General features: G+C 38.7%; 19 protein-coding genes and 5 tRNA genes. 6 read left to right on the top strand and 18 right to left on the bottom strand.

The features are described from left to right. Positions 1–441: 441 nt before the first annotated feature. Positions 442–1,905, top strand: a complete 1,464-nt coding sequence (locus tag K9L86_04155; protein MCF7908045.1) for a recombinase family protein — start codon at positions 442–444, stop codon at positions 1,903–1,905. On the opposite strand, the gene K9L86_04150 is transcribed toward K9L86_04155, so the two are convergent. The 10 genes from K9L86_04150 to K9L86_04105 form a co-directional block, all read right to left on the bottom strand. Then, positions 1,868–1,944 (bottom strand) — tRNA-His (locus K9L86_04150). The genes K9L86_04155 and K9L86_04150 overlap by 38 nt on opposite strands. Before the next feature lie 30 nt (positions 1,945–1,974). Continuing rightward, positions 1,975–3,294 carry a DUF748 domain-containing protein gene (locus tag K9L86_04145; GenBank protein MCF7908044.1) on the bottom strand — a complete coding sequence of 440 codons (1,320 nt, stop codon included), beginning with the start codon at positions 3,292–3,294 and terminating at the stop codon, positions 1,975–1,977. A gap of 39 nt (positions 3,295–3,333) precedes the next feature. Beyond that, positions 3,334–3,407: transfer RNA gene (locus K9L86_04140), tRNA-Arg, on the bottom strand. Positions 3,408–3,411: 4 nt separating this feature from the next. Continuing rightward, a tRNA-Pro gene (locus K9L86_04135) sits at positions 3,412–3,489 on the bottom strand. Between the two features lie 119 nt (positions 3,490–3,608). Continuing rightward, positions 3,609–4,103 carry a hypothetical protein gene (locus K9L86_04130; GenBank protein MCF7908043.1) on the bottom strand — a complete coding sequence of 165 codons (495 nt, stop codon included), beginning with the start codon at positions 4,101–4,103 and terminating at the stop codon, positions 3,609–3,611. A 36-nt stretch (positions 4,104–4,139) separates the two neighbouring features. Further along, the gene (locus K9L86_04125) at positions 4,140–4,925 is read right to left on the bottom strand and encodes an inositol monophosphatase (GenBank protein MCF7908042.1); all 786 of its coding nucleotides are present in this window, start codon (positions 4,923–4,925) and stop codon (positions 4,140–4,142) included. A gap of 61 nt (positions 4,926–4,986) precedes the next feature. After that, the gene (gene smpB, locus K9L86_04120) at positions 4,987–5,448 is read right to left on the bottom strand and encodes an SsrA-binding protein SmpB (GenBank protein MCF7908041.1); all 462 of its coding nucleotides are present in this window, start codon (positions 5,446–5,448) and stop codon (positions 4,987–4,989) included. A gap of 11 nt (positions 5,449–5,459) precedes the next feature. Next, a complete protein-coding gene (locus K9L86_04115; GenBank protein ID MCF7908040.1) occupies positions 5,460–6,407 on the bottom strand; it encodes an AEC family transporter in 948 nt (315 codons plus the stop codon). 79 nt (positions 6,408–6,486) lie between these two features. After that, positions 6,487–7,296 (bottom strand): PKD domain-containing protein, encoded by an 810-nt coding sequence (locus K9L86_04110; GenBank protein MCF7908039.1) that lies wholly within the window; start codon positions 7,294–7,296, stop codon positions 6,487–6,489. Continuing rightward, positions 7,296–9,830: a PKD domain-containing protein gene (locus K9L86_04105; protein MCF7908038.1), complete on the bottom strand. Its 2,535-nt coding sequence runs from the start codon at positions 9,828–9,830 to the stop codon at positions 7,296–7,298. The genes K9L86_04110 and K9L86_04105 overlap by 1 nt, the downstream gene beginning before the upstream one ends. A 141-nt stretch (positions 9,831–9,971) precedes the next feature. Here K9L86_04105 and K9L86_04100 point away from each other — a divergent pair. The 3 genes from K9L86_04100 to K9L86_04090 all read left to right on the top strand — a co-directional run bounded on the left by K9L86_04100 (position 9,972) and on the right by K9L86_04090 (position 11,116). Beyond that, positions 9,972–10,053: transfer RNA gene (locus tag K9L86_04100), tRNA-Leu, on the top strand. Between the two features lie 8 nt (positions 10,054–10,061). Next, positions 10,062–10,157: transfer RNA gene (locus K9L86_04095), tRNA-Ser, on the top strand. 8 nt (positions 10,158–10,165) lie between these two features. After that, positions 10,166–11,116 carry a CPBP family intramembrane metalloprotease gene (locus K9L86_04090; protein MCF7908037.1) on the top strand — a complete coding sequence of 317 codons (951 nt, stop codon included), beginning with the start codon at positions 10,166–10,168 and terminating at the stop codon, positions 11,114–11,116. A gap of 36 nt (positions 11,117–11,152) precedes the next feature. Here the strand turns inward: K9L86_04090 and K9L86_04085 are convergent, their stop codons facing one another. Then, positions 11,153–11,803 (bottom strand): M48 family metalloprotease, encoded by a 651-nt coding sequence (locus tag K9L86_04085; GenBank protein MCF7908036.1) that lies wholly within the window; start codon positions 11,801–11,803, stop codon positions 11,153–11,155. Between the two features lie 143 nt (positions 11,804–11,946). Continuing rightward, positions 11,947–12,486: an orotate phosphoribosyltransferase gene (pyrE, locus tag K9L86_04080; protein MCF7908035.1), complete on the bottom strand. Its 540-nt coding sequence runs from the start codon at positions 12,484–12,486 to the stop codon at positions 11,947–11,949. 199 nt (positions 12,487–12,685) lie between these two features. Between pyrE and K9L86_04075 the strand changes: the two genes are divergently transcribed. Both K9L86_04075 and K9L86_04070 read left to right on the top strand, forming a co-directional pair. After that, positions 12,686–13,726, top strand: coding sequence for a Na/Pi symporter (locus K9L86_04075; GenBank protein MCF7908034.1), 1,041 nt, complete (start codon positions 12,686–12,688; stop codon positions 13,724–13,726). Between the two features lie 129 nt (positions 13,727–13,855). After that, positions 13,856–14,530, top strand: coding sequence for a hypothetical protein (locus K9L86_04070; protein ID MCF7908033.1), 675 nt, complete (start codon positions 13,856–13,858; stop codon positions 14,528–14,530). 2 nt (positions 14,531–14,532) lie between these two features. Here the strand turns inward: K9L86_04070 and K9L86_04065 are convergent, their stop codons facing one another. From K9L86_04065 to K9L86_04040, 6 genes are all read right to left on the bottom strand, one after another. Then, positions 14,533–14,925, bottom strand: a complete 393-nt coding sequence (locus K9L86_04065) for an NUDIX domain-containing protein (GenBank protein ID MCF7908032.1) — start codon at positions 14,923–14,925, stop codon at positions 14,533–14,535. After that, on the bottom strand, positions 14,922–16,388 hold the full coding sequence (locus tag K9L86_04060; protein MCF7908031.1) for an FAD-binding protein: 1,467 nt from the start codon (positions 16,386–16,388) through the stop codon (positions 14,922–14,924). The genes K9L86_04065 and K9L86_04060 overlap by 4 nt, the downstream gene beginning before the upstream one ends. 18 nt (positions 16,389–16,406) lie before the next feature. Continuing rightward, positions 16,407–17,090: a hypothetical protein gene (locus K9L86_04055; GenBank protein MCF7908030.1), complete on the bottom strand. Its 684-nt coding sequence runs from the start codon at positions 17,088–17,090 to the stop codon at positions 16,407–16,409. Positions 17,091–17,189: 99 nt separating this feature from the next. Further along, positions 17,190–17,609 carry a type II secretion system GspH family protein gene (locus K9L86_04050; protein MCF7908029.1) on the bottom strand — a complete coding sequence of 140 codons (420 nt, stop codon included), beginning with the start codon at positions 17,607–17,609 and terminating at the stop codon, positions 17,190–17,192. Positions 17,610–17,662: 53 nt separating this feature from the next. Then, positions 17,663–18,058 (bottom strand): prepilin-type N-terminal cleavage/methylation domain-containing protein, encoded by a 396-nt coding sequence (locus K9L86_04045; GenBank protein ID MCF7908028.1) that lies wholly within the window; start codon positions 18,056–18,058, stop codon positions 17,663–17,665. 114 nt (positions 18,059–18,172) lie between these two features. Next, positions 18,173–19,396, bottom strand: coding sequence for a type II secretion system F family protein (locus K9L86_04040; protein MCF7908027.1), 1,224 nt, complete (start codon positions 19,394–19,396; stop codon positions 18,173–18,175).

Here is a 19,396-nt window from a genome sequence, read left to right as displayed (position 1 = left end):
CTATTAGATGTCGCTGGAGTGGTTATATCGATATGGTCAGTTGCGATTCGATAACTTAGTAATGCTGATCAAAATAAGAATAGACGTTATTTGTATTTTTCTTTAAAATGGGTTCTGACTTTTTGATATAGGGACCCCAATGTTCTTTTTTTACCTTCCAGAAGAAAATTAAACGGAATTTTGTAAGAAAATGAGAGATTTTTTTGAAACAGCCGGAAGTTCAAACCAATTTTTTCCAAGAATTCTCTCTGGGGGGCGGGGTTTGCCGGGCTTGCTCCGCAAGCCTTGCGCCATTCGGCACATCCCAAGGCAATCTAGCCCCTCTGTCCTTAAGGTAGAGTCAAAGCAACCGCCAATTTTTTTTAAAACAGAATTCCTAAAATACCTTGGGCTGGATTTTTATTTTTATTGCTAATATCTAAAAAAAAGGGGGCTAGAAAAATGAACAAATATTTTTTATACGTGCGTAAATCTACTGATACCGAAGATAAGCAAGTCCTCTCTATCCAATCGCAGTTAATCGAAACAAGACTGTTTGCTAAAAAGGAAGGTTTGGCCATTATCGATGAATTCCAGGAAGCAAAAACTGCCAGGTCACCAGGCCGGCCGGTCTTTAACCAAATGATTAAACTTATTGAGCAAGGTAAAGCCGATGGCATTATTGCCTGGCATCCTGACCGCTTGGCTAGAAACTCCATTGACGGCGGAAAAATCATTTACCTCACCGACATCGGTAACATCGTTGATTTACGCTTTCCTACTTACCGCTTTGACAATACGGCCCAGGGCAAGTTTATGCTTAGTATCAGCTTCGGCCAATCAAAGTATTACGTGGATAACCTAAGTGAAAATACCAAGCGCGGCATAAGAGAAAAATTACGGCGTGGTGAATACCCGGGCTTTGCCCCGATCGGTTATACTAATGACGGCAAAGGCAAAATCTTAGTGGATGAAGCGGTGGCGCCGCTGGTTAAAAAACTTTTTCTCTTATGCACTGAGAATAAATATACTCTGGACGATTTAAAAAAATTGGCGGCTGCTTTAGGCTTGGTGAGCAAGAGATTCAAGAAACCTCTTGTTATCAGTAATATCGCAAGAATTTTGCATAACCCTTTTTACTACGGTGCCTTTTCCTTTAAAGGCGAACTATATCAAGGCACCCACCAGCCCATAATTGATAAAGAACTCTTTGATATAGTTCAGGAAGTTTTAAAATTAAAAAGTAAAGCTATCCTCCATAAAAATAGGTATTTCGCCCTAAAAGGGTTTATGCGCTGCGCTGAATGCGGCTGTCAAATCACCGCCGAGAACCAAAAAGGGCATAATTACTACCGCTGCACCAAACGCAAAGGCCCCTGTTCTCAGAAGAAATACACCCGCGAGGAAGAGCTAACCGAACAAATCAAAACGGCCATTCTTGCGATTCAGCTTGATGACGGCATTTTTTCTCTAATGATGAATGAGCTTAAGCGGGAAATCGGGCTTTTTGAGGCCGGTAAAATCCACACCCAGCGCAGCGCTGAAATAAAGATAGAAGAAATAAACCAGAAGCTCAAAAAACTGCTTGATCTATATATTGACGGCGGGATATCTGAGGAAGAATATAAAAAGAAAAAATACCAATTAGTAAACAGGAAGGTTGATTGGGAAACTAACCCCCAAAACAGTGACGGGAAATGGTTCGAACCGATGAAAAACTTCCTAACTCTTGCTCACCAAGCCGGTTGTATTGCCTTGGCGGCAAACCCCGCCCCCCAGAGAGAATTCTTGGAAAAAATTGGTTTGAACTTCCGGCTGTTTCAAAAAAATCTCTCATTTTCTTACAAAATTCCGTTTAATTTTCTTCTGGAAGGTAAAAAAAGAACATTGGGGTGGATGACGAGATTTGAACTCGCGACATCTTGAACCACAATCAAGTGCTCTGCCAACCTGAGCTACATCCACCGTAATTTAAAATTTCAAAATATCTAAAAATTAAGGCGCTACTACCGGATTAGGGTGATCCTGTTCTTTGGCCTCAAGGGCACCTTCTTCACCCATCTCTATAAGCTTAGGAATAAATATATCTTTTAAAGCATCAATAAGCTCTTCGCCAGTCTCTTTCATCCTTTCTACGGCATCGTCAGCACCAAGCTCTTTATTGTCTTTTATCAATTCTTTTACGTTCTCCTGCATAACGTTAGCTGCACCTTGCAAAATACCTCCTAAACCAAAATTAAAAGTTGTATTAAAGCTTTCTTTTATCGAAGCAAAATCAATTTTAGGAGTGTCCATCTTAGTTTTAACTACAAAGTTAAAAGATGGCTTATTGTCACCCATGGCAATAAAAGCCAAAATTGTTTTCACAGTTTTAGCCCGAGAGCTACCCTCTTGATCTTCAGCCAGCTCTAGATACTCAATACTATCTAAAAATAAAGTATTTTTAATAGTTAAATCATTATTCTCAGAAACAAAATTAGATTCCAGGGAAAGTAAGGCCTCTTTGACCCCTAAACCTTCCAATTTCCAATTAGGCGGATAATAGTCTTCAAAAGCAGAATAGTCTATTTTATCTAGCCCTAATTCTACCTCCATATTTTTATTAGAATAATCCACCCAGCCCTTTAAAGCTATATTTTTTCGAGAAACCCCCTCTTCAGTTTTTAAAGCTCCACTGATATCTAGAATAAACTTCTCTAAATCCGGGTAGGAAATATTTTTTAAATAAGCATCTATATTATTAATTATAGTAACTATTGGTTCGCGTTTTAATCTATTCGTAAGTTGTATTCGGCCACCCTTAATGTAAATATTTTTTATTACTAAAGAAAACTTTCTTGCTGGCTTACTTTCATTCTCAATTTGTCTTGGCTCTACAGATCTCGACTCAAAATTGGTTTTTTGTCCAGAAAGGGAAGGTTTCTCTTTGATTTCTTCAGGAGTTTTTTTACTACGCTGACGCCAAGACTTAGAAAAAATAGGTTCAGCTCTGACTCCTTTTCTATCTAAGGTTACATTGATTACCGGATCTTCTAGGGAAAGATTACTGATTAGGAAACGCCTAAAAGGATTAGATAAACCTAAGGATGCTTTTGCCTTTCTAAAAGACAAATCACTACTCCGAAAATTCTTGATCTCTATAGCAAAAGGGAAACTTAAACTGATAGATTCTAATCGGGCTTCACTACCAAAATCCTTCTGAAGTTTAGCTATAATAATATCTCTACCCTTTAAATTGATAAAAACGAAAAGGGCTACGTGTAGCAAAACCACGATTACTGCTATCCATACCAAAATGATCAATATTTTTTTCATCCCTTCTCCTACTATTAAAATCTGCTAAATTAAAATACGCGTGCCCGGTAGGAATCGAACCTACAACATCCTGCTTAGAAGGCAGGTGCTCTATCCGATTGAGCTACGGGCACAATTTGGTCGGGGCGAGTGGATTCGAACCACCGGCCTTCTGCTCCCAAAGCAGACGCGCTAACCAAACTACGCTACGCCCCGGACAAATTAAACAAAATAATTTTTCTACACCCTAAGCTTAAAAAATCATAAGCTTCATTTATTATATCGATTTTTTTAGGGGTGTAAAGGATGTTTTTTGGAATTGTTTAAGACTAAGATTAGGCAGTCGCTTTAGTAAGCTTAACTCTTGAAGAAAAGTATTCATAAGAACCAAAAAGGACAACTACATAGACCAAGTTTGCTGCAAGAGAGGTCCTGAAAAAAGGAATAGCGTAAGTAAAGCAAGCTGACAAACCTTCAAGGGTCGGTGGGTACCAGCCCATCATCCATACGCCTAAGTTAGTAACAACGAAGAATAAAACCGATGAAATAATTGCATAAAAACCGGTTGTGACAACTGTTCTTTTCTTAGCTAAAAATGTACCTAAACCATAGATCATAATGATCGATAGCCAAGTAAAAGCCATTGTATTGTGGGTACCGATAATTAAATCAGAAATAATGTAGATTGATAAAGGCAGTAAATAACCATACGGCTTCTTCCAATAAACACCAGAAAAAAGAGCAACCGCAACCAAAGGAGAAAAATTAGGTACATGGGGAATTAAACGTGAAGCGATTCCGATAATAATAAATATTGCTGCTAACCACATAGGATTTTATGATACCAAAAATTTATAACTTGTCAACTATCTTTTAAGTTTAAGATTTGACCTGACAATATCCTCTATTTGCCCGTGGACTCTGTTGTTGGAAGCGATATAGCCTATAGTTTTATAGGTTAATCGCTCACCTCTTAAATCGCTCAAGAAGCCACCGGCTTCCTCAATAATACAAACCCCGCCGGCAAAATCCCAGGGCCGGTCATGAAACTCTACCACAAAGTCTAGAACCCCTTCAGCAACATAAGAGAGATGTCGAGCTGAAGAGCCAAACATTCTAATATTAAATACCTTCTCGGCTAAATCTCCCAAAGTACCCAGCATCGGACCAGGCGTATAGCGGATACTTGAATCAAAAGCAATTGAGCATTCTTTCAAATCATTATTTTCAGAAACTAATATCTTAGTATCGTTCTTGTATGCTCCTGACCCTCTCTCGGCGATATAGAGTTCATCAGAACTAGGCATATAAATTATTCCGGCAACAAAATCCTTTTGCTTATGCACTATGCCGATAGATACGCCAAAAATATCTATATTACGGATAAAGTTATGCGTCCCATCTAAAGGATCGATGATCCATATATATTCACTGTCGAGATCGCTATTTCCGGTTTCCTCAGCAAGAATACCATGACTAGGGAATTGGGCTTTGATTTTATCAATAATCATCAACTCGGCCTCTTTATCTAGATTGGTAGCGAAATCTCGATCGCCCTTCTTCTCAATTTTGCTTACCTTGCCAAAACCATCAAGCAAAAATTCGCCAGCTTCTTTAGCTGCTGCAATCCCTAAATCCAGAATCTTACTCATTGTCTTTATCCTCCCTTAGCAAAGCTATTCTTAACATTTTAGTTATAAAAACGCAATCGAACTAAAGACGTTTCCTATGAAATACCTTTAAGGCCCGCTCGGCTTCTCGCTTAGTAATATCTTCTTTTATCTTTCTGCGTTTATCATAGGAATGCTTTCCTTTAGCTAGACCAATCTCGATTTTAGCAATGCCGCGCTGATTAAAATATATCTTTAAAGGTATAAGCGTATAGCCCTTTTGGACAGTGGAACCGATCAGCTTTTTAATTTCCTTTTTGTGTACCAAAAGCTTTCTAACTCTTTTAGGTTCACTCTTAAAATGCGAGCTCTTGGCAAACTCAGGAACATGCATATTATACAAAAAAAGCTCATCTTTCTCAATCCGAGCAAAACTGTCTTCCAAAGAACAGCTTTTGGTACGTAGAGACTTAACCTCGTTACCTCTCAGCTGAATCCCAGCATCAAAAGTCTCAAGAATACTGTAATCACGCCTGGCTTTTCTATTGGTCGCAACTGTCTTCATCTGTAATCACCCTATAAAAAACTAAACCCGAGAATCTGCAAAAACCCTAACCATAAGGGAATAGTAATAATTCCTAAAATGTGGGTAAAGAACACTCCTTGAGAAATAAACTCATTGTCGGCCCGATGTAAATGAGCAATAATCGGTAAAGAAACTGCTGATGGCATTGCCGCCTCGATTATAACAAAAACTCCAAGCAGTGAAAACACCTTAAAATACAATAACCCGATCAAGAATAAAAGCGGCATAACGACTAATTTCAAAATACTAGCTTCAACGATTAACAACAAACGTTGAGATATACCCTTTGGCTTAATCTTAGCCAGCCAACAACCTAAAATTATTAATGATAATACAAAACTCATATTACCAATCAGCTGCATCGGATCAAGAATAATCTTTGGCATTGAACCGGCCAGCTTGCTGTAAATAAACAACAAAGCAACTAAGGTACTTATGATCGGCGGAGTAAAAATTGATTTGTAATGAAACCGCTCACCCTTTTTGCGGAAAATTAGAAAACTCCCCAAAGACCACATAAGGATATTGTATCCGAGAAGATAAAGAAAAATATAGACTAAAAATTTCTCGCGGACCCCCGGAGGGAAAAGGAAAAAAGCTATGTTCATCGGCAGGTATCCTCCATTCTGGAAACTTACCACGCTAATGAACTCATTTTTTATTTGGTGTTTTTTTCTCCAAGAAACAGCCGCCGCAAGCAGATAGCCGGCAATAAAGATAACAACCGATATTAAAAGAAAAATCCAAACTGAATTAGCTAAAACTATCTGAAAATTCTCAACCAAGCCTGAAAAAATCAAAAAAGGTACAGTAAAATATATAACCAAGGTAGTCAAAACGCCAAGGCCCTTGTCGGTTATGACTTTTCTTTTATAAAGAAAAAACCCAAAAAGGGTAATCAGGGAAAGCTTTGTCACGGCTAGAAATAGTAAACCCATGGCTAAAATTATAGCATAAAAAAATCGAAACGTCCCATTTTTTACCCTGGTTGTTGTTTGGCGGAGAAAAAATTAGCAGCTACTGCCTTATAATCTCCATTGCGGCAACCGGAGAGGCCTGAACATTGGCAGTAAACCCTGAAGTAGCAACATTGCAAGCATCTTGCGACTGATCATAAACTGTTAAGGAAACCTGATATATTCCATTTAAAGGATAGTGATGTTTTACTCTGGCTCCCCTTGCGGTATTACCGTCACCAAAATCCCAAAAGTAAACTAAATTATCTCCATCGGGATCATAAGAGTTAGAAGCATCAAAAATAGCCTCTTTACCCTGACAGCAAACCTTATTCGGACCGGCATCAGCCACTGGAGGTTGGTTAACTTTTACTAAAATCGTACCGCCACTAGAGCTATAAGAAAGTCCTTGTTGGAAATCTTCAGCAAAAACAGCTATTGTATATCTTCCAGGAAGCAAGTAGCTATGGGTGGCTTTCGCCCCAAATTCCTTCTTAACCCCATCGCCAAAATCCCAAACATATTTGGAATAGGCACTATTTTTAAAACCGGTAACCTCATAAACAACTTCTTCCCCTAAGCAAACTACCTGTAAACTTTGGGGCTGATCGTTTTTTCTCATCCGGCGAATCTTAGCCAAACAAGCCTTAGCCTGGGTATTGTCCGGATTAACAATCAAAGCCTTACGACACTCTATCTCGGCATCGCTAAAGAGTCCTTTTTCCAAAAATCCTTTTCCCAACTTTACTAAAAAATCATCAACTGCTTTAGAAAAAACCGGTTGATAGCAAAGCAGAAAAAATAGACTAAAAACTGTAAGCCCGATAAGAAAATTTCTCACCATTCGGGTAAAGATATTTTTCCTTAACATTATTTCTTTCTAACATCAATTACCGCAACCGGGGTAGCCTGAACATTAGCAGTAAACCCTGCCGTACCTAGGTTGCAATCACTTCCTGAATCATCCTTAACCGTTAACACTACGTCATAAATCCCGTGCTTTCTGTAAGCGTGAGTTACTTTAACACCTTTAGCCTTACGACCATCGCCAAAATTCCAAGAATAAGTTAGTTTATCTCCATCAGGATCATAAGAATTAGAAGCATCAAACACTGTTTCCTTACCCTGACAGCAAACCAGGTTAGGCCCAGCATCGGCAACCGGTGCAGTATTAACCCTGACTTCGATATCGGAACTTGCAGTTGAGCAAGGTAAATTTCTTTGATCGTTTACTGTAACCTTAACTTTGTAGCGGCCGCCCTTTGAATATTTATGCGTAACTTTGGCTTTATCTTCTCTTATTGTTCCATCACCAAAGTCCCAGAAATATCTCAAGCTATCACCGTTAAAGTCTCTAGCCGAAGAAGCATCAAAACTAAAAGTTTGATCTAAGCAACCTAATTTAGAGCCTTTCAGAGATACCGAAGGTGAAGAATTAATATCTACCTTGACGATATCGGTAGAACTTGAACAAGGAGTGCCTTTTCCGTCATCAGCGGTGAAAGCAACATTATAGACTCCTCCTTTATCGTAAACATGCTCTGCCCTTAAGCCTTCAACAATTTCTCCACCTCCGAAATTCCAATGATAAGCACAATCATTGCAACCATCCTCACTAGATGCCGAACCGCTAAATTCAACTACTTCGGCTTGGCAGGCGCTAATCTCACCTCCAGCGTTAACTAATGGCACACGATTTAAATTCACAACCAAGCTATCGCTGTCAACGCTACAATTTGTGCCAGAAAAATCATCAACAACTAAATTGACTTTATACTGGCCTCCTTTTTGATAGGTATGGCTGATTATTTTACCCTCGGCTTTGGTGCCATCACCGAAATTCCAATAATAAGTAAGCCGGTTACCATCACTATCCTCAGAACCTCCAGCATTGAACTTTACCTTATATTTATCATCTTGAGATTTTAGGCATAAACTAACATCCTCGCCAGCTGAAGCTACCGGAGGGGTATTAATGCGAACGGTTTTGGCAAATACATCTTTACTACAGGCGGTATCAAAGTTATCGTCCACGCTAAGAGTAACTCTGTAAATTCCACCTTTTTCATAAAACTTTTTAACTTTTTTCCCGACACCAGTTGTTCCGTCGCCGAAATCCCAAGAGTAAACCGTATCTCCCGGGGTTTCATCAACAGTAGAACTAGCATCAAGGGTAATTTTCTGATTTATGCAAGCTGATTCAGTAACCGTAAAATCAGCCCGGGGCGCAGTATTTACAAATATTTTCTGAGTAATCTTATCAGTATTACACTCGAGACCTGAATCATCAAATACGGTCAAAGCAACTAAGTATTCTCCTCCCTGATCATAGGCATGAGTTATGATTGATTCGGTACTAGTTACCCCGTCACCAAAGTCCCAATGAAAAGAAAGATTCTGATCGTCAGGATCGTAAGATTTAGTTGCATCAAAAATAAATTTATTGCACTTAAGCGGAGCCGGTCTTTTAAACGGGATCGGAGAAGGCTCCTCTACTGGAACTCTCTTAACTGATAGTTTTTTTACCAAGGGAAGAGCCTTAGCTGTAGTTACTGGTAAAGCTGGAGCTTTCCTAAAGTAAATTGGCAACAACTCGCCCTTATCATTAGCTATCTTTAAAGCAGCATGGGCTGATCGTTGAGTTCCTTTAGTAATTACATATTTGAATCGTCGCGAGCTCAAAACATTTACCGGCACAACCGTCTTGCTCCACTCTCCGCTGCTCGAATCATTAATATCATATTTAGTCCTTAATAATGGGTCATATAAAACACTGATTCCACCTCTTCGGTCAATATCGTAATTTTCTACTAAAAGCTCTTTAGTGCCAGCCGGCACATCAGGGTAAAAATACATCTCCTCTCCCTCATTAGAAGCTAGACGCATTGTAATATTGTAACTATAGGCCTCAGCGCTTTTCGGAAATATCTTAAATTTAAAAAGATTGGCATCGTCACCTTTAAGGCCCCGGACTTTCATTTTAAATTGATAGCCACCATCTATTTTCTTGCCTTGATCCGCTGAGTAAGGTCCGAAGGTAAAATAATTATAGTCATAGTCTCCTTCGGAAAATTGCTTCTCGGCAAGAAGTTTGTTACCGTAGACAGCGAACTCAGTAACTGTATCCCAAGAATTATCGGCATTCTCTTTCCAGTCGCGTTTTCCTCCAGTATCAGGATCGAAAACCTTAATCAACAAATCTCCGGCTTCCTGATCAGGAATTTCAAAATATATTTCTAATTCATTATCCTCAGCCCCCATCAGCGGGCTGCCCTCTGAACCAAAAACATAAAAATACTTTATGTTTGAATAGTCTTCGGGAAGCCGATAAGCATAAGCTGAGCTTACAACAAGTAATAAAAATACCCCTAGTACAGACAATAATTTGAACCAATTACGACTCATATTCCTACCTCCTAAATTATTTGTGATTTTCTGCCTCTGTGGCCAAGAAGCAGCTAGTTAACTTTGTGCTAGGATTATACACAATAAATGGAAACCTGTCTAGTTTTTTGATATAATCGGTCAAGGCCTAAAAAAGCTTACGCGGAAGTGGCGGAATTGGCAGACGCGCATGATTCAGATTCATGTGGGTAACTCCATGGGGGTTCAACTCCCCCCTTCCGCATAATTTATGGAGAGGTGGCTGAGTCCGGTTTAAAGCGTCCGATTCGAAATCGGATGCCTCGCTTAACAGTGGGGCCCTGGGTTCAAATCCCAGCCTCTCCGCCAATATAAAAATGTCAAAACGAAACCAATACATCCTCTTCATCATAGTTTGCATACTAGCAATACTTCTTATTGAAGCAAGTATCACTCCAATCTCTAATTCAGAGGTAAGTTTTCCCTTTGAGCTTAATAAAGCAAAATTTGTTTTAAACTCGGCCATGATCCTCTTGGTTATTTTTGGTCTCCTCTACTTAAATATTATTCTCATCGGAATAATTCAACTAGCTATCTTAACTGTCCGAAAAATCAAAAAGAAGGCTCTGGCTTCAATTCAAGAGAAACAAAAACCGTTTAACTTATCAGAAGAAAAAGCAAGCCAACTTTTATTCTTAATATCCGCCTGCCTATGTTTTAGCTATATCGTTCCTACTCTCCTCTATAAACTCCAATGGAAATTATCGCTTGATTTTCTGATCTCAATAAATATGTTGCTGCAAATAACAGTAATCTTGTTAGTCTGGAAATATTTAAAAATTAAAAATTTGGGCTTAGCTTTTGATAAAAAATACACCATCTTTGCCTTAAGTACCTATAGCGCTGTCTTACCTATTCTTATAGTTTCAGCTCTGGTTAATGGTTTCGTAGCCAATAAATTGGGTTTTAAGGACTCGCTTAATCCAGCAATCGAACTTTTATTCTTACTGAAAAATAAAACTTCGATTTCCTTGCTGGTTTTACAAGTAATTGCCTTGGGCCCTTTAGCTGAAGAGTTATTTTTTCGCGGATTTATCTATAAATTAGTACGCAGCCGATTTAACTTCTTAGGCTCAGCAATGGTTGTTTCACTGTTCTTCTCGCTCTTACACCGAACCCCTTATAGCGTCCTGCCTATTTTCATCCTCAGTATGGCTCTTTGCTATCTCTATGAAAAATCGCAAAACATTTACCCTTGTTTTCTCTTTCACTCTATCTTCAACACAGTCAACCTTTCATTTTGTTTACTAATGAAAGAATTCTTTTAAAAAATAAATATTTTTGAGGTTTAATTAACTATATTGTTAATAGTTAATGTAATCATCTACGCCTAGAGGTAGACGTAAAACTTCCTTAATTCGGCGGATTCTTTGATCGGTATAAGGATGGGTTTTAAAATAAGAAAGTGGCCTGATTTTCTTTTTGTTTTCTTGATAAAGCTTCTCTTGAACCTCTATCCCGGCAATTGGATTAAATCCGGCCAATCGACAATATTTAACTGCCACCTCGTCGGCATTAAGCTCATCGTCTCGGGAATAGCCGGTTAAGATCTGAGCTAAAGCAAAAGAAAGCCCTTGAGTAAACCTAGCGTTTCGGGTTGCCCCAGCTGAGGCAACGACTAAAAGATTATAGCCCATGGCTGCCTGAAGCCTTTTTATGCTGTGGCGACTCACAATATGGGCGATCTCATGGCCTAAGACAAAAGCAAGCTGATCATCATCTAATAAATCAAAAAGCTCTTTAAATACATAAACATAGCCACCGGGAAGAGCAAAGGCGTTAATTTGACTTTTAGCTTTATCATCCTCTTCAATAATATAGAAATAATAGCTTATTTCTTTACGGTCAGTGTATTCGGTTATTTTTGAAGCAATGTTCTGGAGCCTTTTGATATCTAGGGGATTTTTAGAAATCTTAAATTCCTCGGAAATTTTCTTAGCAATGTTCCTACCCATAGCTACCTCCCGTTCAGTAGAAAAAAAATAGAGGTCCTGGGATTGGGTCCCAACATTATACTCGCTGCTAATACAGCCTAGCAATGATAAGCTAAGAACAAAACAGAGACAATTTTTTACAGTGAGGCTTTTTTGGATACGATTCATAGAAAATCAGATTTTCTAAATAAAGATACAAGCGGGCAATTTAAGGCAGCGAGGTTTTCGGTTGCGCCTTCTTCACGATCGACCACAACCAGAGCTTTTACTACTTTTATTCTCTCCTGTTTTAAAATTTCAATTGACTTAATCAATGAACCGCCGCTGGTAGCGACATCATCAACAATAACCACCTTCATGCCGCTTTTTAAGTCTTGACCTTCAACTAACTTCTGACGGCCATGTTTTTTGGGAGTTTTGCGAATTAAGAATCCTTTTAATTTCTTGTTACGCTTATAAGCAAGCAGGCATACACCGCTAACAATCGGATCAGCTCCCAAGGTTGGACCACCGATCGCCTGAATTGAATCTTTTTTTATCAAGTTAAAAGCAAGCCGAGAAATTAAATAGACTCCCTTAGGGCTTAGGGATACCTTTCTTACATCAATATAAAAATTGCTTATCTTGCCGGAGGCTAGCTTAACTCTTTTTTTAAGAAAAGCCTCCTTTTTTAATAAAGAAAGCAGTTGTTGTCTCTCGCTCATAATTAAAATTATAACCTAAAAAGAAAAGGCTTGCAATGATTCCTTTTCTTTGTATAATACTTTTTCACGAATAGTTTTATAATTTCACTTCTTGAAAAAATATCAAATACACTTTATGCCTCCAAAAAGGCTAAACACTCCGCTAAAATTAATTCTCGTCCTTAGCTTTGTTTATTTATTTTTAGTCAGTATCGGACTAATGGGCGCAGCTTTTAAAGGCTTTGGTAAGGGTTTTGCCGAAAGCTTAATCGCAACCACTGCCAATCCTTTTATCGGGTTGTTTATCGGAATTCTGGCTACCAGCATAGTCCAAAGTTCATCAACCACCACCTCAATTGTTGTCGGCATGGTTGCCTCGGGAGTTATGACTATATCCAACGCGGTCCCAATAGTTATGGGAGCCAATATCGGCACTACCGTAACCGGAATGCTAGTTGCAATCGGCCATATCAACCGCAAAGAAGAATTCAAAAAAGCCGTAACTGGAACTGGAGTGCATGACTTTTTTAATCTTGTCTGTGTATGCATACTTTTTCCGCTTGAGGTAGCTTTTGGCTTTTTAAGCAAAACTGCTGCTCTGATGGCTAAAATTTTTAGTAATGTCGGCGGCATTAAATTTACTAGCCCAATTAAAATCATCACTCAACCTTTAATACATCTAATTGACGGCCTAATTGAAAAATTAAACATTCCCAGCCATGCCCACTACATATTGCTTCTAATTATTTCAATTATAATTCTTTTTTCAGCCCTCTACTTCATTGTAAAAATCATGCGCTCGCTGGTAATGCAAAGAGCTGAGATTGTACTTAATAATGTTTTAGGTAAACATGCTGTCTTGGCTATAATCGTTGGAACTATTCTTACCGCCGTCGTCCAAAGTTCATCAATCACCACTTCTTTGCTAGTTCCGCTGATGGCAGCCGGGATACTAACTGTTGAAATGGCATTTCCGATAACCATGGGAGCCAACATCGGCACTACGGTAACCGCTATGCTTGCTTCCTTTGCTACCGGAAACATCGCAGCAATTACCGTTGCCTTTACCCATTTTCTTTTTAACATTATTGGAGTTTTCATAATTTACCCGATAAAACGAATACGGGCTATACCGATATTTTTAGCTAAAAAATTAGGCCAGCTGGCTTCAATAAAAAGAAGATATGTTATCTTCTATGTCTTAATCATGTTTTTTGCTCTACCGGGTCTATTAATTTTTATTTCCCGGGTGTTGAAATGACAATAATAGTCCGGTCGCCTAAATATCGGAAAAATCTTATTCTCTTCGAGCAGAATATTTTTCCGAAGCGGCTCGGACATAATTCGCTCTTGATAGCTGAAGCATCAAGAGCTCATTAAGGAGGTTATGATGTTTAAAAATCTATTACAATTCTGGAAAGGAAAAAATTTCTTAAGCCAAGTTCTTGATGAGTTTAAAAATATGCTCGACGACTCTCAAATCATGTTCGTCGCTGTATGCAGAAAACTCATTGATAATCAAGAAGAGCCAGGCCTAAAAGAAAAGATCTATGAAATTGACGGCAAAATAAACCAGCTGCAAAAAGATATCAGAAAAAGGGTAATTGAGCACCTCTCAATTCAGCCATCAGTCGATGTTCCTACTTGCCTGCTTTTAATGAGTGTAGTGAAAGATGCTGAGCGGCTTGGCGATTATGCCAAAAACCTTCTTGAAGTAACTAGTCTATTGAATAAACCAGTAGATAAAACAAAATACACCGAGCTTTTTAACAATATTGAAGGAGACATAGTCACCCTTTTTGCCCAGACCAAAAAAGCTTTTATCGAATCGGACGAAACAGAGGCTGCTAAAACCTGGGAATACCAGAAGGAAATAAAACGACGCTGCGATGAAACAATAAAAAAGCTATCGCAAAGTAACCTTTCAGTAAACGAGGCTGTTTCGCTTACTCTAGCTGCTCGTTACTTTAAACGCATTGCTTCGCATTTAACCAATATTGCAACTTCGGTCATATTGCCTTTGACTGATTTAGACTATTTTGACGAAAAACGAAAGGAAGATTAAATCTAGTTAACCTCTTTCAAATAGGCAAGTATCTTCTTATCAGCCGGAGCAAGCGCTAGCCCTTCGGCTTCCGGAAACGAAAAAAAACCAAAATCATTACAATCAAGAGCTTTCGGTTTACCACTCTTAATTTGACAACGAATTAGAAAAATCTTAATTATTAAATCCTGATCTTCATCAAAAAACTCATTGACTAATTCCTTAGCCTCTATTTTTAGACCTAATTCCTCAGCTATCTCCCGCTCTATCGCTTGCTTGTTGGTTTCACCAGCCTCGATTGCGCCGCCGGGAAACTCCCAAAGCAAACTATAGCAATCGTGAGGGTTTCTTTGACAAAGCAAAAACTTGCTATCGCGTTTAATTAAAGCTGCAGCGACAGCTAACTCTTTTTTCATAAATCCTTAAGTAGTTCCCGATCGAATATATTATCTAAACCCAAAAGACAATCAGGATCAAAATATTTCTTTACCCGAGCCATTCCTTTAATATCTTCAGCGCTATACATTAACTTTAAATAAGACTTCTTTATCTTTCCAATTCCATGCTCAGCTGATACTGTACCACCAAGAGCTACTGCCCTCTGACAAAGCTCTTTAAGATACTCTTTAGCCTGCTCACTTTCAGTATCACTCTTAGGCAAAAAGTTAAAATGAAGGTGCGACTCACCGATGTGACCAAAATTAACATAATCAATCCCGCATTCTTTAGCTATCTTTCGATAATCCTGATACATCTGGTCAAATTTACTTTCCGGCACGGCAATATCCGAGGCTACCTTAACCTGCTTAGACTGACGTAAAAATTCATTTATCATCTGAGGTAATTTGTGCCTTATCGCAAACACCTTTTCCCTTTCTTGAGCAGTATCAGCAAAAATAGATTCTTCAACTAAAGCACTACTTTGCTCAATTAAGTTCTGCCACTTATCAATTAATCGTTCATGATCACTGACCACTTCTACTTCTTGCTCAAAGTAAACTGCCGCAGCCGCTTCAGGAATAAAAGAATACTCTTTTTTAAGCAACTTTAAAGAATTGGCATCAAAAAATTCTAAAGATGTCGGGACTATAGTCCTTTTTTGTTTTAAGGCTTTGATATCACTAACAAATTTTAAGCTATCTTCCTCTTTACTGAAAAAAATTAGGCCATCAAAAGCCCGATAGGGAATATCCTGCAAAGATAAAACGCAGGAAACAATAATGCCTAATGTACCCTCTGAACCAATAAAAAGGTCGATCAAATCTAAATTATCTTTCATAAAATAACCGGCCTGAGACTTACAATTAGGGATTGCATAACTAGGAAGCTTAAACTTAAATCTTCTTTTTTTAAGCTCAAAATCAAAAACTCTACCTTTAGCCAATATCTGGCCTCTTTTTATTTTAATTAACTCACCATCAGCAAGGCAAAGTTCAATTTCCTTAACATAGTTGCGTATCCCTCGATAACCAAAACCTCTTACTCCGGAAGCAGCAGTTGAAACCGTACCTACAGCTAAAGCTAAAGGTTCAGTTGGTGAAGCCCGAAGGGTTAGCTTTAACTTATTAATCCGCGTTTCTAACTCATCAAGTGAAACCCCGGCGCTGAGCTTAGCGGTTTTATCTTTAAGGTCAACTTCAATATCTTTTCTAAAACCTTCAAAGGATATGATTGCGCCGCCAAAAGGAGTACATCCGCCGGTTGTCCCGGTTCTACCAGCTGAAGCAGTAAATGGAATCTTTTGGCGCTTAAGTTCAAGAATGCATTTTGAAAGCTCGGTCTTATCCTTAGGGAGATAAACCCGACAAGCACTACCTTTGAGATTAGAGGTATCTTCTAGATAGGTAAGTAAATCTTCTTTTTTATTCTTTATGATCATTGATCCGGGGGGTGATAATTAAAAAGAAATATTTAAACTGCTGGCTAAAGCTTTACCGTCGAAAAGCTGGCCTTCAAGGTTAAGCCAAGTTCGATCGCTCAAAGGTATATCCAAACCTAAAACTAAACCAACACCTTTAGTTAAATCTGACATACGTCGCTTGCGCTGATCATCTACCCAGTGAATATAATCAACTCTCGACCATTTTGTACCCAAATAAGGGGTAACCTTAGAAAAACTATATGAAGCTAACATTGATACCTGCCAATCATCCAAGATAGATCTATTCTCTATGCCATCAAGATCAATAGAGTAAGGATGAACACTAATATGATGAAAACCAAAAACTAGCCTCTTTTTCTGATTATCATAAAGCTTAAAACGAACTCCGTAGCCACCGGCAAAAGATGAATTATAGTCAACCTCATCGCTATCAACCGGATGCTGTTTAAGGTTGCCGACTCCAATCTTTAAATCAATAGTCAGCCAATCAAAAAAACCGTAGGAAAATCCCAAAAAATTCTGAGCAGAACGCAAACTTCCATATTCAGCTTCTAAATCCCGCTCAAGTAAAAGGTGGGTTTGAAATCCTGAAAAATACTGATTAGCCTGTGGCATCTTTGTTCCATAACAAGGAGCTGAAAAGGCAGAGCTAATGGCTAAAAACAAAGTTAAAACTAAAGATAAAATAAACTTAATCATTATTAACTAGATTATATCAAAACTTCGCTGATCGGCAACTAAATAAAAAAAGGCACATTCTATTTTAAAACAGAATGTGCCTCTAATTAACTGTTAAATTTAACGCCCAGTACAAGTAGCAGCAGTAAGAGCGCAATCACAATCAGCTGCTTCATGATCGTCCTGATCAATATGCCAAGCTTCACCTCCGCTGGTTGCTTCAGCGCAAAAAGTTGGTGGATTCGAAGCATTGTTAACAAAACCAGTTGGCACTGAATAACTCCAGTGACCAGTCGGTGATAAATCAAGGCCTAGAAGTTCATTGGTGTTGGTAGTATTTGCCGTATCCACGTAAGCACGCTCTTCGATACGATAGGATTTCTCAGCAGCCTGAATAAGTGTTAGATGGGTTCCGGCCTCGCGGTCAAGAATTCTTCTTTGAACGCTCAGGTAAGTCGGAAAAGCCAAAAGAACTAACAAACTTATTACAATTATAACTGTAATAAGCTCAATTAGGCTAAAACTTGGTCTAGACAACATAGTATTTAAAACCCTTGGAAAAAACAGTTAGCTATCCTTACTGCAAAACTAGTTTAGTGAAAATCGTGGTCCCCACCAACATGATTAGTTTCGTTAATTGTGACTGTTTTACCTCCGTGCTTGGAGCCAGCTGCGCCAACTCTTGTGGCTGTAATAGTAAAAGTATCTGCTGCATCAGCAATTGAATAGTTCCAATCAGCAGCATGGGCAGCTATAGCATCAGATATACCTTCAGTCCAATTGTCGAGATCGCTAAAATTTCCTGTATAAGCGGTATGCTCGGTACGATACATTTTCTCGGCCTGAGCAGCGATAGCAAGGTTATTTTTTGCGGCAGCCACCTTGCCTCTTTCAACTACTGCAAGATACTGAGGAATAGCTACTCCAGCTAGAATTCCAATAACAATTACTACAATCAATAGTTCTAGAAGCGTAAACCCTTTTCTCATCTTGAAACCTCCTTTCAATAAGTCCCAACCATTAGGACGGATTAATAATTATATCCTTTATTCCTTTTATACCACATCTATCAGCCACTGTCAAAACCTAACCTTTGTTAGGCGCTATTGAATGCTAGTCAGCTTAAATAAAGGTAAAAACAGCGAAATAACTAGGCCACCGATAATAACTCCCATAAAAATAATCATTAAAGGCTCAAAAGCAGCAATGATTCTCTCAACCCGGGTAGTAAGTTCTTTACGATAATGCAACGAAACTTTGTTAAAAACTTCAGAAATCGTTCCGGTTTCCTCACCAATTTTAGTCATTTCAGAAACCAAGAGCGGAAAAACATTTGCATTCTTTAACTCCTCAGATAAAGAAGCACCCTCTTTTACTCTCTCCTTAACAAACATAATACTATCCCTAAGCAAGGTATTACCAATGCTTTCGGCGGTAATCTCCAAACCATAGACTACCGGTATGCCGCTATCAAGAAGGATGTAAAGGGTTGAAGTAAGTCGTTCAAGATAAAAAGTAATCATTACCGTCCCAAAAAGCGGGATCTTAAAACAAGCTCGATCCCACCAGCGGCGCACAGCAACTCGATCTTTAATCATAAAAAATAAAACAATTAAACCCACCAGAATTACAACAACCATGAGAAAGTGCTCAGAAAAGAATCGACTAAGTGCAAAAATTATCCGGGTAGGAAGCGGAAGCTCTATATCAAACTGCTCAAAAATCTTTATAAATTTAGGAAGAATAAACTTTAAAAAAATTACAACTGCCAAACCGGCAGCAACCATCAAAATTACCGGATAAACTAAGGCGCTTTTAACCTTTCGCTCAAATTCCATTCGTAACTCTAAATAGTCAGCAAGTTTTTCTAAAACAAAAGGTAAATTTCCTGAAGTTTCCCCAACATGAACGATCCCCCGCCAAAGAGGCGAAAATACAGTTGGATGTTTAGAAATCGCCTCACTGAAAGAAAGACCGCTTTTTACATACTCGCAGCATTTGCGTAATACTTTCTCCAACTTTAAACTCTCGCTCTGATGGGCAATGATTTCCAAACTACGTAAAAGGGTTACGCCAGCTGAAAGGGTAGTTGCTAAATTCCTAGCAAAAAAAGTTAAATCGATAAGTTTTACGCCTGAACGTTTACCTCGACGAACCAAGCCGCCCACCGGAGATCTATGAGCTTTTTCTTTTAGCGGAGATATCGAAATGACAAAAAGACCCTTGCCTTTTAGACGCTCTACTAGCTCCGAACTGGTAAGAGCATGAGTTACGCCCTTAAAAGTCTTTCCATCCTTTGATTTTGCCAGATAATTAAATTTAGGCAT

Source organism: Candidatus Omnitrophota bacterium (assembly GCA_021735655.1).
In the GTDB taxonomy this organism is placed as follows: domain Bacteria; phylum Omnitrophota; class Gorgyraeia; order Duberdicusellales; family 4484-171; genus JAHKAJ01.
Note: the sequence above shows the minus strand (reverse complement) of the source record. Positions and strands in the feature narration are given on the sequence as shown.